Consider the following 19,610-nt stretch of genomic DNA (forward strand, 5'->3'; position numbering starts at 1 on the left):
CTAAGTAAAAGGATACGCTTGATGTTACACTTACTTCCTATAACCAGCCAGGTACTCTAGACATTTGCACAAATGAATAACCAGAAGCTCCTATTATAGGTGAGCTTCTGGTTTTTTTTTGTGAAATTATAGGAGTTAGATAGATTCCTTAGACGTCATCAATCTGGGCTATTCATAAGTAGGTGCTAGCCTGATGTCAATGCCTTTTCTATCGCTTAATAACATAGCTGGGATAACCTAATTTCGTTACTCCCTTCATTCTTTTTTGCTGAACGGTCAAATTCAGATTCTCAAGGATATGTTGCAATAGTTTTAGAAGGTATAGCATATATTGAACTTTAATTCTCAAAATAGGAGTGGGGCAAGTGAACGATATCGAGCTATTGTTAAAAAAATTAAAGTACTTTGATAAAAAATTTAAGTTCATGATTCAGCAAAACAAAGATCATCTTCTAATTGATTATGATGAGCTATGTGAATTAATGGATGATTATTCTTCTTTTATAATCAATCGTGATAATGAAAAACAATGGAAACATATCAAACAATCGATAGAGATACTATCATTAATCGACAATTTAAGAAATAATTCTGCTGTTTGTGTCCAAATCCTAGAGAAACATTGGGCGGTATTACTAAGTCATGAAGAGAAAGAGATGACCGATTACTTTCGTAATATAGGAGCTTGTATTGGCAAGGAATTTGGAGGTTTTCAAGTTACCAGTCAATCGAAGGTACTTTTGATAGGTTCTGGGTCTTTTCCCATAACATTATTAATGGTTGCAGAACAAACAGGAGCAGACGTTTTTGGAATAGATATTGATGATGAGGCGATTCAGCTGAGCAAACATCTAGTAAATAAATTAGGAAGTCATTTATCCATTCAAATTGATAAGAAGACATTAGAGGAGCTAACAGTTATGCAGCAAATTAGTCATGTTATATTTAGTTCCACCGTAAGTAATAAATATGACATTTTAGACCAATTATATGATGTGACAAATAAAGATGTGCTGATTGCTATGCGTTATGGAAATGGACTAAAGTCTCTTTTTAACTACCCTAGGCAAAATGTAGACGAAAATAAATGGCATATAATAGAAGAAGTTATGCAACCTCAACATGTCTTTGATGTTGTTTTATATCAAAAGGTACAATGAATTTAATAGGTGAGGAGAAAGCTATGACTTATTTTAATCATGTATTACTGTTAGGAACAGGGCCTACAGTCATTCAATTAGCTGTGAATTTCAAAAATTTTTTCAAGAGTAAAATTGCTATTGCAGGTCGAGAATCTGTACGTTCCAATATTTTCTTTGAAGCAGTTGTTCAGCATCAGCTTGTACTTAAGGTGTCTGTACAAAATACACAACATCAGGCTGTTTCAGGAGTATGTAAGATTGATGCATGTTTTAAGGGGTATCATAAAATATCTGGAAAGTGGGATACTGTTGTCCTTTGTGTGACGACAGATTCTTATCTAGCTGTATTAGCACAAATAGATACAAAAGTATTGAAGGAGGTTAGTAGCTATATATTAATCTCACCTACATTTGGTTCTAGTCTTTTAATGGCTAATTTTCTAAAGAATCTTTGCCCTCATGCAGAGATCATTAGTTTTTCCACATATTATGGAGATACTAGATGGATAGGTGGAATTCCATCAAATGAAGTTTTGACAACAGGAGTGAAGAATACAATTTATATTGGCTCAACCTACTCAACGTCTCCTAGACTAGTTAAAATTACTGAATTATTTAAGGATTTGGGAATTCATTTGAAAAAATTAGCTTGTCCCCTTGAGGCAGAAACAAGGAATATTTCTTTGTACGTCCATCCTCCCTTATTTATGAATGATTTTGCATTAAAAGCAGTATTTGAGGAGGATAACGTAACAAAATATGTGTATAAGCTTTATCCTGAGGGGCCTATTACTTATACTATGATTAGGCATTTACTAACCTATTGGGGAGAAATGATGAAAATTACAAACCACTTCAATATTCAACCTCTCAATTTATTAAAGTTTATGGTAGATGATAATTATCCATTGCAGCCAGCAAGTATAAATAGACAGGAAATCGAGAATTTTAATAAACTTGAATCTATACATCAAGAATATTTGCTCTATATTCGTTATGCTTCTTTATTAATTGATCCATTTTCTATACCAAACAATGAAGGAAAATACTTTGATTTTTCGGCAATCCCTTTTAAAGGAATGTATAAAAATCTTGATGGAGAATGGGATATTCCTAGAATGCCAAAAGAGGACTATTTTCGTATGAAAATCATACAAGGGATTGCGAGTGCCCTGAAATTGGAAAGCCCAACGCTTGATCATTTTGTCCAAACCTACGAAAAAAAACTACAGCAAGTTGTGGCTACATCTAGGAATAAAATATTTTCTGATGCCTTCCAAATAAAATCCTATTCACAAGAAATCGAGATGATTTGTAAGGATTTAATTTTAAGTGAAAAACAAAAGACAGGGAAGAAAATATGTAACATGATTAATTAGTTATTAAGTTTTCAATCAGTCGTATCATTAAGCTGGCTTTAGCGGTCGTATGAAAACTAAGAATTAGCGGACTCTTCAAAAGTCTGAAGTTATTGCTAAATAAATGCGTAGTGCAAGCCACCAATTAGTAGATGGGTGGTTCTATTTTAAATTGACAATGATAATCATTATCGATAAGGTGGAGATAGACGAGCATCGTCATCTCCACCTTTTCGCATGTTAGGCTAAATACGTTTGAATAATATTGCAGAATGGACTTCTGTAAAAAGATAGAGGAACAGACCTAAAATGTCTGTGTCTTTTAGCTACATCAGTAGCTTATTGAAGGGTATACGCTGTTTATGGTCAAAAGTTATTCAAGATGTATAGCTAGAATTTTACGATTACTGGTAAACAATTTTTGAAATGAGGTATGCAATTTGAACATCGATGTAAATCAGTTAGCAGAATATTTAGCACATATTCCATTTCAAGTAGAAGGAATATATCGATATGCTAGTAATTCAGGTGTGCCATACGCTGACTATACAGATGCTTTTCCTGGATTTGTTTTTCCACTTAATGGAAAAATACAATTTCATTTCAATGGCACACCTTATATCTTTTCTCCAGGAAAAATTGTGCATGGCGGTGCAAAAATGAAACTGGATCAAAAGAATTTTGATAATACGAATTGGGAATATATCCTTGTTCTCTATCGCATATGTAACTCAGAACCGCAGGAGGCAGGCTTTTCTCATCAACATTTTGAATTATCAACTGGACAATCTCCTCGTCTTATCGAATTAGTTATGCGTCTTTGGCATGTGTATAATCAGCGCGGAGGCATTTCTAGGTTTCAGACTGAAATGCTATTTCGTGATGTATTGAATGAGGCTTTATTATGTGTGGTTAATCGGCAAAATAGCTGTCAATCACATATTTTATTTGAGCAGGTATCTTCCTATATTCATGAACACTATTATCAAAGCCTTACAATTCCCTTGCTTGCAGAACAATATAACGTGAATCGAAATCGGCTATCTTATGTATTTAGAAAACATGCAGGGATGGGACCAGCAGAATATTTATTGAAATACCGTATAAACATGGCACAAGAAATGCTCTTTAAAAGTGATGCTCCTGTACAACAAATTGCGCAGGCTGTTGGAATGGATGACCCCTTTTATTTTAGTAGAGTGTTTAAGAAACAATTTGGTATACCTCCTAAAGAGTTTCGTGAGAAGTTCATTAATAATCCATGCTAGTTTCAACAAGCATCCATTCAAATCTATCAATGCCTTTACTATACTAATGGCATATCAAAGATCATATGTTGGAGGAATTAAGGATGCAAAAGATGAAAGGATTGTGTTTCTCAATACTTTTATTAGCTGGAATACTAGGAGGCTGTAATGAAACACCAACTGAAAATAAAGGAATATCTACAAAAGAGACATCTACTTCAGCGATTCAGCAGGATACTACTGATTGGCCAAGAACCATTAAGGATGCCTTAGGTAAAGAAATAGTTATCGAGAAGAAACCTGAAAAAATAGCGTCGCTTTGGTATTTTTACCCAGAAATATTAGTTGCACTGGGTGAGCCGCCTACAGCTTCTACAGATAAAGAGTATCTATCTTCTTTAGCCTATTTAAATGGAAAACTAGATTCAACCGAAGAATTAGGAGATAAATTGTCTCCTAGTATTGAAAAAACTCTATCGACCGAGCCTGATTTTATTTTAGCAACAGAACATCATGAAAAACTGTATGAATCACTTGAAAAAATAGCGCCAGTCATTACTTTAAAATACCAGGATATTTATGAAGATTGGCAATATGGTCTCCGTACAGTAGCCGAGATTATTGGCAAAGAGGACGAAGCTGAAAAAGTAATTGAAAAAATGATGCAAGCAATTACAACTGGGCGTGAAGATTTAAAATCGATTGAAGGAGAGTCAGTAGCACTTATAGTGTCATGGGATGGAAAAACTTTTAATGTTTTGGGTGAAGATAACCCTGTTTATACACTTGCGTTTGATAAAGAAAAGGGGTTGGGACTTACACCAGATATCACATTTAATGGTAAGAGCAATCAGTTTTCTGCGTTCGAAGGAATTTCAACTATTCAAGCAGACCATATTTTCCTTATAGGGGATATAACCAAAAAAGAAACATTACTGAGTGAGTTAAATGAAAATAATGTTTGGAATAATATGAACGCGGTAAAGAAAGGAAATATTCATTTGATGGATACATCTGCTATTACTGGTGGCCCACTAGCTATGGAATACGCTTTGCAAAATATAACAAAAGCTCTAAAAAATTAAGTAGAACAAATAAAGGGAGAGAAGTATATGTATTATCAAGCTATTAATCTGAATGAGAGTGCAGCTCAAATAAATGAATTATGGGCACCAAAAGTTATTGGTGAAATACACGATTTCCAATTCAAGCTGGTTAAGATTGATGGAGATTTTATATGGCATGAGCATCAAGGAGCGGATAAAGTATTTATTGTCCTCGAAGGAGAGCTATTTATCGCTTTTCGCGATGGCCAGGTGAAAATTTCACAAGGGGAGATGGTTATAATTCCAGGTGGCCCTGCGCATAAGCCTTTTGCCGAAAAAGAATGCCATATTATGCTAGTGGAGCCTAAAGGCATAGTAAATACTGATAGTAAATAAAATAACAAAAATTCTAGAGCTGCATAGTCAGCTCTTTTTTATTGAACGAACGAGGCAAGCTAGAGATGGAGATAAGTGTGTTAATAAAAATATATCGACCTTCAGAAGAACTATTTTATAGGAGTAAAGTATCAAAAAAATAGAATGAATTTCGAGGAAAAAAATGTTGAAAAATACTTAAATTGTAATATACTTATTTGGTAGGGTCTCATACTATAGTATTTATAAATTTATTGGAGGTATTTTATGTCAGACAGAAGTTTCGTAGCAACATTATTACTTTGTTTCTTTTTAGGAAGTCTAGGTGTTCACCGTTTTTATGCTGGTAAAATCGGTACAGGAATTTTAATGTTTTTAACATTAGGTGGATTGGGTATTTGGACAATTATTGATTTAATTATGATAATCGTTGGTAAATTTACTGATAAGGACGGCAACATTATTAAATCGTAATAGAACATAATTGGTAAATTATTGAAATATAAAAACGATGGGCTTGTACATAGATTATTTTCAGCTTGTTGATTTTATTTATAGTAATGCGATAAAAGAAGGGAGACTTTTCTAAATGTCTACCCTTCTTATTTATTTAGTGGTTAACTAATTGAGCGGATCTTATTGTTTAAGTACTTTAAGCTAACAGTATACTGCAGCTACATTAAAATAATCACTTTTTTAGTAATAATAGCTATCATTCATCATCTCTACTACAACGCCTATTACAAATGAAATAATCGTGATAATGATTGATATAGCTATACCAAACAAAGCATATATTAAAGCTGATTTTGCTGCTTTAGGTTGTGTATCTTTCCATACAAAATAGATAATAATTCCAAGTATAGGGAAACAGCATAAACTGAGTACATTAATCCAAATGTTTGGTGTATCATTTTTTGCCGCAGTTACTTGACCGCTAAATTTTAATATGTTAACGCCACAGTGTAGACAAATTTCGGCATTCTCGTTAACGCTAGAACCACAATTGGGACAATACATATTAAAGACCTCCTGCATCTTAGAAAATGCCCATTTACCAACTTTTTTCTGCTGTTCAGCTAATTAGTATAGTATCGATAACGGTTGAACGTACATCCCTTATAGAGCATATTTAGCTAAAAAAGATTATGTTCACTACAATAAATACCTTACATATGTAATCACTCGATTTAGGAACTAAATAATCCTATAAGGAGCATGGCAATATAGAATAATATGATAAGTCCTAAGTTAATAAAGAAGAAAGTTAAAGCAGATTTAGCCGCAATTGGTTTTTCGTCTTTCCAAACAAAGAACAACACTAATCCAACAAGTGGCACACAGCAAAGTGTAAGTATGTTAACGGCCCAGTTGGGTTTGTCTTCACCACTTGCATTTTTTACGCGGACTCCACAGTGGATACAAATTTCTGCGTGCTCCGAAATTTGTTCGCCGCAATTTTTACAATACATAATAGGTCCTCCAGTATTTTATAGATTTCTTCCAACATATTGGCCAAGTAAAAAAAATTGGTAACCAATAGTATAGAAAAGATAAATAATGCCGATTCCACCAGGTAATCCAGTGAGGAACCGCCTATTATTATTACTTGTCCATTTACCAAATAATTGTCCTATACCATCGATAGCCATTGGTAAAATTAATAAGGCTATAATCCATAAATCAAATCTTCCTAAAAGTATGACTAATAGTATGGATAAGAGATAGCCTACTGCCATACCAGTACACCTTGCACATAGTGGGAATTTTTTCCCATTATAATGAAATGACCGGTCTGGTCTTTGATGGCAAAAGAAAACAACCTTCAAAAGAAAATTAATACTATTTTCCAAAACTGTAACTCCTTTATTATTCTAGCGTATAGTATATAACATAAATAGAATTTATGGAATATACTACATAATTTAGTTTTAAATATATAATTTTTTAAATATTGATTGAATGAGAAATTAGTTGTTCGGAAAGATAGTTCAAAAGAGCGTTTGACAGAGGATAATAAAGTTTTTTTTGAGCTATTAAGAAGTCGACAGCTTCGGCAAAGATATATAGGCCATCTTTATATTATGGGGGGGTCAATAGTAATAAATAAGTGCGGTTTCCAAAGCTGATTGAGTAGTTGAAACTCATCAGCTTTTTTCAGTTAAAGTGATTATCGCATTGTGAAAAAGGTTGAGGAGAAAGGGGCAAATGTTTCAATTTCTTTAAAAGTGATAGAGCATTTACCTTGTCTCTGGCTTATATAAGCGGAAAAATTTAATGTAACGGCAGGGGAAAAAGACAAAGAGCTGATATTACTTCTCTTATTCATATTGTTAAAGTTTACTATAGATTATTTTACATAGTATTTAGAATATTAATAATAAATTAGAATGTTTTTATTATTTTTCTGTTAAAATTACTATGTTAACCAATATTTTGGTAGTGTTAATTTTGACAATTACCTTGAATTCATTCATTGGATTAAACAATACCCTTATTAAATAGGAAAATGGGGAGGTATTACTCTAAGTATGAGTAAATGGAGGAAATCGAAGTATTTAAAAGCAATAACAGCAATGGCATTAACGGCTTCAACAGTAGTGGTGGTAGCACCGATTGCATCAGAAGCAAGTAGCTTTAAGGATGTCCATCGAACGCATCCATTTTATGACGACATTAAGCATTTACATGATCGTGGCATGATTAATGGGTTCCAAGATGGCACATTTAAACCTGAACAAAACTTAACACGTGGACAAGCTGCTAAAATTATTGCAAGTGTTTTAGGACTAGACACATCCAATGTTAGCAATCCCAATTTTAAAGATATTTCTACTACTCAGCCATATTTTGGAGCTATTGCGGCTTTAAAGCAAGAGGGGATTATTGATGGGTATGAAGATGGAACATTTCGTCAGGGTGATTATATTCAACGTAACCATGTAGCAAAGATTTTAGCGAACGCGTTTCATTTAAAAGCTTCGAATACAAATTCATTACCATTCACGGATGTGCGTGCTGAGTACAAAGAAGCGATTGCTGCTTTATATGAAAACAACGTAACGAATGGCAAGACAGCTACATTATTTGATGGTTCTTCAAATGTAACACGAGGGCAAATGGCTGCATTTATTAATCGTTCAGAAGCGGTTGGTCCTTCGATTTCTCACCCCTCTCAAAGTGTAACGTTTAAAGTTGAAGACTATACAGCGAATGAAATTACTATTAATGGTAAGACCTATCTTTTTAATGATTCAGTAAAGTCAATTTTTACCACTGAAAACAGAACCGCACTATTGGAGGCTGAAATTACAGCAACAATTAAAAATGGTGTGATGACAAAAGTAAATAATGTTGTTTTAAATAATGCAGGTTCAGTAGAGAAGGGAGTTGTATTCAATACAAATGCAACGCTTGATTCCATAACAATTAACGCAGATGGTGTGACAGTTAAAAATATATCGGTTACAGGAAAAGCGACTATTACCCCAACTGTTAAAACAAAAGTGGAATTTGATGGAGCCACAGTTACTGACGGAATTTTAGTAGATACCATGGATGGAGCTAATGCTTCTTTAGAAAATAAAATTGCAAATCAAAGTACACCTGTATTGAAAATTAAAAATTCGCATACTGGAAAAGTACATGTCAAACGAAATAATATTTCGATTGTGTCGAACACAGTCATTTCTGAAATTATTATGACAGCTGCTATATCCGCTATCAATATTGATGGAGCAGCAAATAAGGTAACAATAGATTCTACGGCAAAACTGAATATGACTGGAAATGTAAAGTTTGAACGACTTTTGCTTTCCACGCCCGCGGAATTAGCGTTAAATGCTGCTGGTGTAGTTAATTATTTTACGATTCTAAACCCTGATGCAAGAGTTTCAATCGGTTCAGATTTACTAATAAATAACTTATCGATCCCAACAGGTTCATCTGTAACAAAGATTATTACGAATTATGCCTCGGTGGCTAGCAAAATTAAGGCAATTATTGGAGGTTCTTCGCCGAGTACTGGGGCACCAAACACAGGTGGAGGAAATGTGGCCCCTGATCCAGTTATTCCCCCAGAAAAAGTGAATGAATTTAATGTTAAGAATGCTGAGGAATTAAAACAAGCATTAAAAAAAGCTAAAGCAGGAGACGTAATTAAATTAATAGCTCCAGTGTCTTCAGATGTAACATTAACAGATTTAGTCATGATTGATTTGAATGGTCATACCTTGATGGGGAATGTAACGATAACAGCTCCAACAGCTAAAGGGAGATATTCTTTAATGCCAACTGGTAGTACTGGTATTATTGCAGGTGATTTAATCATTGATGCACCAAATGTTAACATCAGTTTAGATGGGTTATCTGTTGAAGGAAACACAGTAATTGAGTAATTGACTAATAACTTTTCTGTAAATTCCTTTGCAAGATAGAGAAAAGGTTAAAAGTAAAAAATCTAAGGAGCTAAATGAATGAAGAAATATGAATTTAATTTCGTTTCCAAAATAGCGTTATCATTTTTACTTGTAATTTCTATGATTTTGCCCTACCTAACAGTTGTAAAGGCGGAAACGACAGAAGCTATTGGAGTGGGGGAAGCTGTCAACCAATTTGATCCCAATTCAGCTAGGAATAATGTTACTGTGGAAGGATATATAGTTGGGTTTGTTAAAGGTGAAACTTCGTATTCAGTGATAGCAGATAGCGACACAAATCTGGCTATTGCCGACACACCTGGTGAAACAGATGTCACGAAAATGCTGTATATTCAATTACCAACCTCCCCAAGCTCATATAGAGCCAACTTTGGTTTAAAAACAAACCCAAGTAATCTTGGGAAAAAAATTAAAATAACAGGGTCACTAGATAAATATTTTGGTAGTCATGCAGGGCTAAAATCACCCACTTCAATTGAGTTCGTTGGAAGTGAACCAACAGAACCGACTAATCCTTCTGTCACAGAAGGGACAATTGCCGAAGCTCGTGCAGCTGTTGGAACAGACCGTATAGTTCAGATTCAAGGGACCGTTACAGCAACACCTGGTAGCTGGGGTGGCAAGGCCTTCTATGTACAGGATGAGTCTGCAGGGGTATATGTTTTCTCTAATTCAACTGAAGCAGGGAGCTTAGCTGTTGGAGATATTGTCAAAATCACAGGGAAAACGAGTTTATTTAGTGGAGAAGTTCAATTTAATTCGCCAACAATTGAACGCATTTCTTCAGGGACAGCACCAGCACCACAAATAGTTAATCTACCCATTGATGACAGTATACAAGGTAAGTTAATTACACTGGAAAATGTGAAGATTAAAGATTTAGCGTCATCTGGTACGTATGGAACATTTGAGTTTAAAGCAGCTGATGCAGAAAATAACGAGCTTTTAATTCGCCATGATAACCGTACGGGCTATCAGTTCTCTCAATTTGAAGCAGATGGGTTCAATAACAATGATGTGATTACAGTGACAGGGATTGCTTCCATTTTTAACGGGGCATATCAGTTAAAAACGTTAAACGCGGAAAGCTTTCAATTAGTATTAAATTATGTGCCTACAGAAGTAACGAATGTGAAAGCTTTTCCAGCAACGGGTGAAGTTTTTGCAGGTACAAAGGTAACATTGTCTACAGATACACCAAATGCAACAATCTATTACACGTTAGATGGTTCCGAACCGTCAACAGCTAGTGAGGTTTATAATACAGCAGCGGGCATTGTTGTAAATGAAGCAATGACGATTAAAGCATTTGCTACAGCAACGGGCTTAAACGATAGTGGAATGACGACCTTTAATTTTACAATTAAAGATGCACCAACCCATATTTCGATTACGGAAGCACGTAATAAAGAAATAGGACAAGTGGTAACCGTATCAGGTATTGTAACAGCAAAATTAGAAACAGCGACTGCTCACATTCAAGATGAAGACGGCGCGGCGATAGCTATTTATCCTGTAGATAGTCTTACTGCAAAAGTCGGTGATCGGGTGTTGGTGCAAGGTAAAGTAGATGAATATAGTGGACTAAAGCAATTAACGAATATTTCGCTTGTTGGCATGCCTGTTCCTTCTACAATACCAGAGGCACATATTATTAAAAGTATTGAGGTTGGAGAAGACAATGAATCGAAATTAGTAACCATTAAAAATGTTGCTATTACTGGTTCAGGTCAAAACTTTACCGGAACTGATGATGCAGGCACATTTGCTATTTATGATAAAACAAGAGACTCTGGTTTAGTAAGTGGAAAAACGTATGGGGAAATTACAGGCATTGTTGGTCAATATACAAATCATCAACTCCTCCCGCTTCGCATTATTGAAGATGTAACAAAGGTTCAGGATATCAAAGCTTCTCACGTTGGTGGAATAACAGCTGGTACGAAGGTTACGCTTTCTACCATGACAGAAGGTGCAACGATCTATTACACATTGGACGGCTCTGCACCAACAACAGCTAGTACAAAGTATACAGGGGAAATTATTGTTAATCAGCCATTGACGATTAAAGCGATTGCAGTGAAAGAAGGTTTAACGAATAGTGCGATTGCTACATTTGTTTATGAGATGATTGATACTAACAATGCCACAATTAGCGATATTCAAGGGGCAAGCCACCTATCGCCATATGTCAATTTAGCAGTAAATGATGTAGAAGGAATTGTAACATTCGTTATTAATTCAAGTAGCTTCATTATGCAAGAAGGCGAGACAGCATTCGATGGCGTAAAATCGACAGCGATCAAGGTAAGTAAGTCGGCACATAATGTAGTAGTAGGGGACGTTATTAAAGTATCAGGAAATGTAACTGAAGCGGGTGGCAACTCTCGATTAAGAGATACGCAAATTTCAGCAACCAATATTACAAAAACAGGTAAAGCAGTAATTCCAGAGCCTCTTGTGATAGGAGAGGATCTATTCCCGCCAAATAAAATTATTGATAATGATGGCTTGGCAATTTTTGATCCACAAGAAGATGGCATCGATTTTTGGGAATCCATTGAGTATATGCGAGTATCGTTCCCAGAGGCGAGAGTGATTGGACCGATGTACAATAATGATTCACCAATTGTTGTACCAAGCACAACAAATAATACATTTAATGTGAATGGCGGTTTAAATATTGCAGCCGATGATTATAATCCAGAAAAAATTATGCTTGAAGGAGTAGCTGGAAAAAATTATGATTCAGGGGATCGCTTTAATGAACCGCTTATCGGATTTGTAGAAAACTTTACAGATGGCTATCGACTGAACACGAATAATGTTTTTCCTAATGTAACAAAGGCACATCTTCAACAAGAAGTGACGCATCTTCAACCAGTAGCGGACAAATTAAATGTCGCTTCTTATAATATCGAAAACTTTTCGAATAATCCTGCCAATACATCTAACGAAAAAGTAGACAGAATTGCAGCGACATTTGTAAATAATATGAAGTCACCAGATATTATTACATTAGTCGAAGTTCAAGATAACGATGGTCAAATTGATTCAGGAAATGCAGATGCATCTGAAAGCTACATGCGATTAATTCATGCGATAAAAGCTGCGGGTGGTCCTGCTTATGATTGGATTGATGTCATGCCAATTAACAATACAGTAGGCGGTGCACCAGGCGGTAATATTCGTGTTGGCTATCTATATAATCCGACACGTGTTTCATTAGTGTCAGGTATAAAAGGGTTAGGCAACCAAGCGAATACATGGACAGCAGATGGAAGCCTTGCTTTAAATCCTGGCTTTGTTGATCCATCAAAATTTGTAGATACACGAAAACCAATTGCAGCGGAATTTGAATTCCAAGATGAACGTGTAGTTATTATCGGAGCTCACTTAAATTCTAAAGGTGGGAATGGTTCACTTTGGGGACCAACACAGCCACCAGTTTTAGAATCAGTTAAGAAACGTATTCAACTTGCTCAGGCCATCAATGATTTTATCGATGAAGGACTTGCCATAAATCCGAATTTAAATTTCATAGTGGCAGGGGACATGAATGACTTTGAGTTCACACCAGCACTTGAAACATTGAAAGGAGATGTTTTAACGAATATGATAGATAAAGCCCCAGAGCAAGATCGTTTTACGTACTTCTTCCAAGGGAACAATCAAGTGTTGGATCATATTTTAGTTTCGAATCATCTTGCGGATGTTACGGAAATTGACCTAATTCATATGAATGCGAACTTTACAGAGGCACAAGGCAGAGCATCGGATCATGACCCTGTATTAGTTCAAATTGATTTGCAAGCAGGAAAAGAAGAAATACCAACACCAATAGTACCTGAAAATGTATATAGCTTTAATCACTACAAGACTGGTAAATTAATAGTGAATCGTCCAAGCATTTCATTAACGTTAGGGGAAAATACCATTATTAAAAATGGCATTGCAGTATTTAGTCAATATGCCGAATTCCATGGCGAAGGATTTGCAAACAAAACTGTAGTGATCAGTCCTAAAAAAGGAAATGCGATTATTGACTTTAAAGGTACGAAAATTGGTTCCATTATTATTGAAGGAAAAAATGTAAAAGAAATCCGTAATTTACCTGCTGGATCGACCATAACGTATACAAAAGGGGCATCGGCAGAGGAAATTGAATTTAAGTAATGATACTTGCAGGAACAATGTAAAGCATATGCTAAACATACTTTATTTTGATAATTAAACAGTACGGACAGTATTCATGAAGTACAGTAAAAAAATTAGCCATTCCAAACTTTTGGAGTGGCTTTTACTTTACCTCATTCATAACTAGCCTATAGTAGATTCATTTCTGTGGACAAGAATTCTTTCAACGGCAGATATTTGATGGTCCTATGTATTTTAAATATGAAAACGAAAAAATTGACGAAAAAAAACTAAATAGATATTATAGATATGTTAAGTCTTTAATAGGGCGGTAAGACCCGACAAACTAAACGTTATTTTATGCTACGTAATCTTTAATGAGGTAGTTAAACATTAAGGGTTTAATGACTCATAATTGAAAAGGTATATAACTTTTGCGGTGTCTTTTGCCTTAATTACAGATATTAAAGGTCTATAATATATTTTGATGTGGAGGAAAAAAGGATGAATAAATACGATTGTGTAATTATAGGTGGTGGCCCTGCTGGTTTAAGTGCTGCCTTAACATTGGGAAGGGCGCGCAGAAAGATTGCTATATTTGATAATGGAACTAATCGAAATCGTGTAACTCAAGAGTCGCATGGTTTTTTAACAAGAGATGGGATAAAGCCACAAGAATTTAAGAATATAGCTAGTAAAGAAATAAAATCTTACCCATCTATATCTATGTTAGATCAAACAATTATCGAGATAACTAAAAATGATAAAAGCGGTTTATTTCTTGTCAAAACTTCGGAAAATAAATCATATATGTCTGCAAAAGTATTGTTAGCTACTGGAATACAAGAGGAGTTTCCCCTCCCGCAAATCAGACAATATTATGGTAAAAGCTTGTTTAGCTGTCCTTATTGCGATGGTTGGGAGCTGAGAGACAAGCCATTGGCTATCATAGCAGAAAAAGAGGAGCATATTAAACATATGACCAAATTGGTTTTTAATTGGTCACAGGATTTAATCGTTTTTACGAATGGTCATCAACTTTCCGATAACGTTCAAAGTGAATTTGAACGTAAAAAAATTAAACTGTATACAGAATGTGTAAAAAACTTGCATGGGGAAGATAGTAACTTAATTAGTATTGAATTAGAAACAGGTGAACATATTTTAAGAAGTGGTGGATTTGTCGTACCTAATTTTTATCGTCCAAATAAATTTGCTAAACAGCTAAATTGCCAAGTTGATGAAAATGGGATAATTATTACTGATGGTGCTGGACGAACAACAGCGGCTGGAATATATGTTGCAGGTGAAACGGAAAAGGGGGGTGCCTCTTCTTTAATGATCGCTGCTGCGGAAGGTTTTAAGACAGCCTCTAGTATAAATTTGGATATGACAATAGATAGGTTTTAAGTAAAAGGTTAGCTGATGAGTATAGAAAATTCATCAGCTATTTTTGTAAATAAAGGATAAAGTTAATATACCTAGTTGAGCGGACAGAGAAAGAACTTGGATATGTTATACTATGAATACAGAATAACTGGATAAAGGTACCTGATTATTATGAATAGTTGCAAAGGGACAAGTACAACGAAAAATCTGCAAAGATAGGATATATTGAGTATGATGAATGATTTACATCTTTCTCAAAGTGGGTTGACGATTATGTAGTTTTAGTCATAATTGCATCTTTACTATTATGGAAAGATGCCTTTTTTATGAATAAAATTTCAATTGGGCCTCCGTTATTAGGTAAATAAATGATCAGCATGTATCTTCCTATTTTTTTTTTAGTTATATTTTTATATGATTATGTTTTAGCTCTTTCGTTTAAGGTTATGTGAGAAAATATGAATAGTCTCAAATTGATGAACTTTTATTTCGCGATTTACTTTTTATATAAAGGATGGTACACTTAAAACTATTGAAAAACAATATATTGTGTTCGTTTTGTATAGGTACTACTATATGTAGTTTAATAGGGAAGTTCGGTACTATTCCGACGCTGTCCCCGCAACTGTAAAGCTGACGATGATTGTAACCACTGTGCATTCGCATGGGAAGGAAATCAGAGATTGAAGCAAAGCCAGGAGACCTGCCTTTATAAAACAAATTTATCATTTCTTCGGGGATTAAGAGATGGGAACGTCAGTATTTTTAGTATGTTAACGTTTCCATGTAAGCTATCTCTTTAGAAGAGGTAGCTTTTTTATTTTATGAAAAGAGGGATTACTATGAAACTTTATACGAAAACAATCTGTCCAAAATGCCTTTGGGTAAAATCCGAATTACAACGAGCAGGACTTGAAGCAGAAATTGTTAATATTGATCACGATGAACAAGCTAAACAAACAATTATTGATGCAGGTTTTTTAAGTGTGCCTGTTTTAGAGGTGGATGAAACATTTATAGGGGATGTTCAGGAAATTGTTTCTCGTATTGAGATGATTACACTATGATCGTTTACGCTAGTCGTACAGGAAATGTCCGCAATGTAGTATCTAAACTAAGGGCAGAATCTATTGAACTCTCAGAGGAATTAAGCTTGAATAAGCCTTATCTTTTAATTACATACACAGATGGTTTAGGCGACATTCCGGCAAAAGTGCAACGTTTCTTAGATAAAAACAGAGATTTTTGTAAAGGAGTAGTTGCTAGTGGCAACAGTAACTTTGGACATCATGTATTTGGCGCAGCAGGAGAGAAAATTGCTACTACCTATCATGTACCATTAGTGAGGAAATTAGATTTGCGCGGCAATCAAACAGATTATGAAGCTATACAAACGTTTTATGAAACGAGGGTAATGGGATGAAAACTTATTTAAAGCTTAATAATGACGTACTGAATCGTTATAGTACAACGGGGCTACTAGAGTTAGAAAAGGATCGTGAGGCTACGCGCCGCTACTTTTTAGAATATGTCAACGTACGTTTACGTTACTTTATAGATATAGAGGAAAAAATCCGCTATTTAGTTGATGAAGGCTACTACGAAAAAGCTTTTATCGACATGTACGAGATGGATTTTATTAAAAAGTTGTACAAAAAAGCGTATGATTATAATTTCCGTTTCCCATCATTTATGAGTGCTAGCAAATTTTATGACAGCTACGCTATGAAAAGTCGTGATGGAGAAGAAATCTTAGAAAAATATGAGGACCGGATTGTCATTATTGCCTTGTACTTGGCACAGGGGAACACGGTACTAGCAGAACGTTCTGTGGAAGCGATGATGGAAGCCTATCAACCTGCAACGCCTACTGCATTAAATAGTGGGAAGAAAGCTCGTGGCGAATTAGTAAGTTGCTTTAAATTATCCATGGATGACTCCATGAATAGCATCGCTGAAAATATTGGTTATTGTTTAGAGCTATCACGTCTAGGTGGAGGGGTCGGGGTCAACTTAACGGATTTACGTCCTTTAGGTGATCCAATTAAAGAAATACTAAATCGTGCAAGTGGTGTGATTCCAGTGGCGAAACTATTAGAAAATTCTTTTAGTTATTCTAATCAGCTTGGTCAGCGTAATGGCTCAGGAGTTGTTTACCTAAATATTTTCCATGCAGATATAGAGAATTTTATTTCATCAAAAAAACCAAATGCTGATGATAAAATTCGCCTCGCAACACTATCAACAGGTATTATTATACCAAGTATTTTCTTCGAACTGATGAAGCGTGATAAAGATATAGTGTTATTTAGTCCATATGATATTTTTAAAGTATATGGTAAACGAATGTCGGAAATTTCAATTTCTGACATGTACTATGAACTACTAGATAATCCTAAAATCCGTAAAATTAAACGTTTGAATGCGCGTAGACTCTATACAGAGGTAAAAAAAGCTCAATTCGAATCCGGTTATCCCTTTGAAATTTTTGATGATAATGTTAATGACGTACATCCACTAAAAAATATCGGTCGCGTAAAAATGTCAAACTTATGTACTGAAATCTTGCAAGTTCAAGAAACTAGTGTTATCACAGATCAAGATCAACCTAACGAATATGGGTTAGATGTGTCGTGTAATTTAGGGTCAATTGATATCCACGCAGCGAGTAAAGTAAATGATTTTGAAGCATTAATCGATACAGCTATGCACTTATTAACAAATGTATCCCAAATGACGCACATCAAAAATGTTCCGTCGGTCGCAAAAGCCAATCAATTAATGCACTCAGTAGGTCTAGGGTGTATGAATCTCCATGGACATCTTGTTACGGAGGGAATTATGTATGGCTCGAAAGATTCTATTCATTTCATGGACCGCTTTATGGAAGCAATGAACTATTATTCTCTAAAATCATCGATGGAAATGGCTAAAGAAAAAGCAGAAACGTTCTATCGATTTGAAGATAGCGACTATGCTTCAGGTATCTATTTTGATCAATATGTAAATAAGACTGAAGAAGAGCTTTCACCTGCTGTATTAAAAGCACTCGGAAACATTCCAATCATTACTAGTAAAATGTGGGAATTATTAAAGCAAGATGTTATGCAATATGGCTTATTCCATTCATATCGTTTAGCTATAGCACCAACTGGTAGTATATCGTACATTCGTAGCTGTACGGCCTCCATCTCTCCATGTACAGAACGTGTAGAGGTTCGTGATTATGCAGATAGTCGAACAATTTATCCAATGCCACATTTAACAAATGAAAACAGTCATCTATATGTAGAGGCATATGATGTTGATCCTTATGATTTAATTGATTTATACGCAGCTTCCCAAAAACATGTTGACCAAGGTATTTCAATGACTCTTTATGTCACTGATAATTGGACAACAGAACAACTAGCTAAAGTATACATTTATGCATGGGTTAAAGGGATTAAGTCCGTTTACTATGTTCGTCAACGATTACAAAGCTTAGAGGAGTGTGTAGCATGTCAAATATAGTGTATGAGGCAGTCAACTGGAACAAAGCAACAAGTGAACTGGCCCAAATTTTTTGGGACCAGCAATGGAAGCAAATTTGGTTTCCCGAAGAAATTGCAGTGAGTAAAGATATTCAACAGTGGAAAAGTTTTGAGCATCAGGACACGTATAAAAAAGTGTTTGCAGGATTAACCTTGCTGGATACCGTTCAGACAAATATTGGGATGAATCGTGTTGCTGCTTATACAGATGATTTACAGGAAAAGGCTGTATTAACCGTTTTTGATGCATTTGAGGCAATACATGCTAAATCATATTCTTATATATTTACAACGCTTTGCACAAACGAGGAAATAGACGAGCTCTTTGAATGGGTAAAGAAAAATGAATATTTACAATATAAGGCAAATAAAATAGCGGATATTTATAATAGTATTGAAGAAGGGGACGCTGAGAGCTTATGGAAAGCGATGTTTTCATCCGTTATGCTTGAATCCTTCCTTTTCTATTCTGGCTTTTTCTACCCATTATACTTAGGTGGGCAAGGTTTTTTAAGAAACAGTGCTGAAATTATTTCCCTCATTTTGCGCGACGAATCCATTCATGGTGTTGCAGTAGGATTTTTTGCTCAAAATCTTTATAAGCAATTTTCAAAAGAAAAGCAAGAAGCTTTACAATTATGGGGCTATGAATTACTGCTGGATTTATATCAGAATGAAATGAAATATACAGAGGACATTTATGCGGAGACAGGATTATCGCCTGAGGTAAAAGCCTATGTGCGTTATAATGCAAATAAAGCCTTAATGAATGTTGGTTTTGAAGCTATGTTTCCTGAAGAAGAAGTGAATCCAATCGTTATGAATGGAATTCGTAATGAGGGCTCCACATATGATTTCTTTTCACAAAAGGGGGCTACCTATGCTAAGGCAAAAGTAGCGCCAATTACAGATGACACATTTAATTTTAATCGTTAGGATGAAGA

The 19,610-nt window shown here is 35.1% G+C and carries 16 protein-coding genes and 1 riboswitch; of the genes, 13 read left to right on the top strand and 3 right to left on the bottom strand.

The window, feature by feature from the left end; all coding sequences use genetic code 11:
- Positions 1-365: 365 nt before the first annotated feature.
- From ACE1MS_RS06260 to ACE1MS_RS06285, 6 genes are all read left to right on the top strand, one after another.
- Positions 366-1,160: a nicotianamine synthase family protein gene (locus tag ACE1MS_RS06260; RefSeq protein ID WP_031417826.1), complete on the top strand. Its 795-nt coding sequence runs from the start codon at positions 366-368 to the stop codon at positions 1,158-1,160.
- Positions 1,161-1,183: 23 nt separating this feature from the next.
- Positions 1,184-2,521, top strand: a complete 1,338-nt coding sequence (locus ACE1MS_RS06265; RefSeq protein WP_447402768.1) for an opine metallophore biosynthesis dehydrogenase — start codon at positions 1,184-1,186, stop codon at positions 2,519-2,521.
- A gap of 419 nt (positions 2,522-2,940) precedes the next feature.
- Complete coding sequence (locus ACE1MS_RS06270; RefSeq protein ID WP_012293524.1) at positions 2,941-3,768, top strand: helix-turn-helix transcriptional regulator; 828 nt, start codon at positions 2,941-2,943, stop codon at positions 3,766-3,768.
- A gap of 83 nt (positions 3,769-3,851) precedes the next feature.
- Complete coding sequence (locus ACE1MS_RS06275) at positions 3,852-4,832, top strand: ABC transporter substrate-binding protein (protein WP_012293525.1); 981 nt, start codon at positions 3,852-3,854, stop codon at positions 4,830-4,832.
- A gap of 27 nt (positions 4,833-4,859) precedes the next feature.
- Complete coding sequence (locus tag ACE1MS_RS06280) at positions 4,860-5,189, top strand: cupin domain-containing protein (RefSeq protein WP_197223372.1); 330 nt, start codon at positions 4,860-4,862, stop codon at positions 5,187-5,189.
- Positions 5,190-5,435: 246 nt separating this feature from the next.
- On the top strand, positions 5,436-5,642 hold the full coding sequence (locus ACE1MS_RS06285) for a TM2 domain-containing protein (RefSeq protein WP_012293527.1): 207 nt from the start codon (positions 5,436-5,438) through the stop codon (positions 5,640-5,642).
- A gap of 222 nt (positions 5,643-5,864) precedes the next feature.
- Here the strand turns inward: ACE1MS_RS06285 and ACE1MS_RS06290 are convergent, their stop codons facing one another.
- From ACE1MS_RS06290 to ACE1MS_RS06300, 3 genes are all read right to left on the bottom strand, one after another.
- Positions 5,865-6,188: a zinc-ribbon domain-containing protein gene (locus ACE1MS_RS06290; protein ID WP_036161079.1), complete on the bottom strand. Its 324-nt coding sequence runs from the start codon at positions 6,186-6,188 to the stop codon at positions 5,865-5,867.
- 170 nt (positions 6,189-6,358) lie between these two features.
- Entirely contained in the window at positions 6,359-6,640 is a 282-nt protein-coding gene (locus ACE1MS_RS06295; RefSeq protein WP_031417829.1) for a zinc-ribbon domain-containing protein, read from the bottom strand.
- An 18-nt stretch (positions 6,641-6,658) separates the two neighbouring features.
- On the bottom strand, positions 6,659-7,021 hold the full coding sequence (locus tag ACE1MS_RS06300; protein ID WP_051563202.1) for a DUF2085 domain-containing protein: 363 nt from the start codon (positions 7,019-7,021) through the stop codon (positions 6,659-6,661).
- A gap of 678 nt (positions 7,022-7,699) precedes the next feature.
- Here ACE1MS_RS06300 and ACE1MS_RS06305 point away from each other — a divergent pair.
- The 7 genes from ACE1MS_RS06305 to nrdF all read left to right on the top strand — a co-directional run bounded on the left by ACE1MS_RS06305 (position 7,700) and on the right by nrdF (position 19,602).
- Positions 7,700-9,565, top strand: coding sequence for an S-layer homology domain-containing protein (locus ACE1MS_RS06305; RefSeq protein WP_447402769.1), 1,866 nt, complete (start codon positions 7,700-7,702; stop codon positions 9,563-9,565).
- Positions 9,566-9,643: 78 nt separating this feature from the next.
- Positions 9,644-13,783 carry a chitobiase/beta-hexosaminidase C-terminal domain-containing protein gene (locus ACE1MS_RS06310; RefSeq protein WP_447402770.1) on the top strand — a complete coding sequence of 1,380 codons (4,140 nt, stop codon included), beginning with the start codon at positions 9,644-9,646 and terminating at the stop codon, positions 13,781-13,783.
- Positions 13,784-14,248: 465 nt separating this feature from the next.
- On the top strand, positions 14,249-15,154 hold the full coding sequence (locus tag ACE1MS_RS06315; protein ID WP_447402771.1) for an NAD(P)/FAD-dependent oxidoreductase: 906 nt from the start codon (positions 14,249-14,251) through the stop codon (positions 15,152-15,154).
- A 526-nt stretch (positions 15,155-15,680) separates the two neighbouring features.
- A riboswitch (cobalamin riboswitch) is annotated at positions 15,681-15,858 on the top strand.
- A gap of 117 nt (positions 15,859-15,975) precedes the next feature.
- Positions 15,976-16,200 (top strand): glutaredoxin family protein, encoded by a 225-nt coding sequence (locus ACE1MS_RS06320; RefSeq protein WP_031417836.1) that lies wholly within the window; start codon positions 15,976-15,978, stop codon positions 16,198-16,200.
- Positions 16,197-16,556: a class Ib ribonucleoside-diphosphate reductase assembly flavoprotein NrdI gene (gene nrdI, locus ACE1MS_RS06325; RefSeq protein ID WP_012293534.1), complete on the top strand. Its 360-nt coding sequence runs from the start codon at positions 16,197-16,199 to the stop codon at positions 16,554-16,556. Before ACE1MS_RS06320 ends, nrdI begins: the two co-directional genes overlap by 4 nt.
- Positions 16,553-18,646, top strand: a complete 2,094-nt coding sequence (nrdE, locus tag ACE1MS_RS06330) for a class 1b ribonucleoside-diphosphate reductase subunit alpha (RefSeq protein ID WP_031417837.1) — start codon at positions 16,553-16,555, stop codon at positions 18,644-18,646. The genes nrdI and nrdE overlap by 4 nt, the downstream gene beginning before the upstream one ends.
- Complete coding sequence (gene nrdF, locus ACE1MS_RS06335) at positions 18,634-19,602, top strand: class 1b ribonucleoside-diphosphate reductase subunit beta (RefSeq protein WP_031417839.1); 969 nt, start codon at positions 18,634-18,636, stop codon at positions 19,600-19,602. The genes nrdE and nrdF overlap by 13 nt, the downstream gene beginning before the upstream one ends.
- The last annotated feature ends 8 nt before the right edge of the window (positions 19,603-19,610 follow it).

It is taken from the genome of Lysinibacillus sp. fkY74-1 (genome assembly GCF_053165895.1).

Bases quoted from the DNA above. Each gene is read 5' to 3' on its own strand.
- nrdF (WP_031417839.1), top strand. From the start codon at position 18,634: ATGTCAAATATAGTGTATGAGGCAGTCAACTGGAACAAAGCAACAAGT.
- ACE1MS_RS06275 (WP_012293525.1), top strand. From the start codon at position 3,852: ATGCAAAAGATGAAAGGATTGTGTTTCTCAATACTTTTATTAGCTGGA.
- ACE1MS_RS06320 (WP_031417836.1), top strand. From the start codon at position 15,976: ATGAAACTTTATACGAAAACAATCTGTCCAAAATGCCTTTGGGTAAAA.
- ACE1MS_RS06315 (WP_447402771.1), top strand. From the start codon at position 14,249: ATGAATAAATACGATTGTGTAATTATAGGTGGTGGCCCTGCTGGTTTA.
- ACE1MS_RS06265 (WP_447402768.1), top strand. From the start codon at position 1,184: ATGACTTATTTTAATCATGTATTACTGTTAGGAACAGGGCCTACAGTC.
- nrdI (WP_012293534.1), top strand. From the start codon at position 16,197: ATGATCGTTTACGCTAGTCGTACAGGAAATGTCCGCAATGTAGTATCT.
- ACE1MS_RS06305 (WP_447402769.1), top strand. From the start codon at position 7,700: ATGAGTAAATGGAGGAAATCGAAGTATTTAAAAGCAATAACAGCAATG.
- ACE1MS_RS06280 (WP_197223372.1), top strand. From the start codon at position 4,860: ATGTATTATCAAGCTATTAATCTGAATGAGAGTGCAGCTCAAATAAAT.
- ACE1MS_RS06290 (WP_036161079.1), bottom strand. From the start codon at position 6,188: ATGTATTGTCCCAATTGTGGTTCTAGCGTTAACGAGAATGCCGAAATT.
- ACE1MS_RS06310 (WP_447402770.1), top strand. From the start codon at position 9,644: ATGAAGAAATATGAATTTAATTTCGTTTCCAAAATAGCGTTATCATTT.
- ACE1MS_RS06295 (WP_031417829.1), bottom strand. From the start codon at position 6,640: ATGTATTGTAAAAATTGCGGCGAACAAATTTCGGAGCACGCAGAAATT.
- nrdE (WP_031417837.1), top strand. From the start codon at position 16,553: ATGAAAACTTATTTAAAGCTTAATAATGACGTACTGAATCGTTATAGT.
- ACE1MS_RS06285 (WP_012293527.1), top strand. From the start codon at position 5,436: ATGTCAGACAGAAGTTTCGTAGCAACATTATTACTTTGTTTCTTTTTA.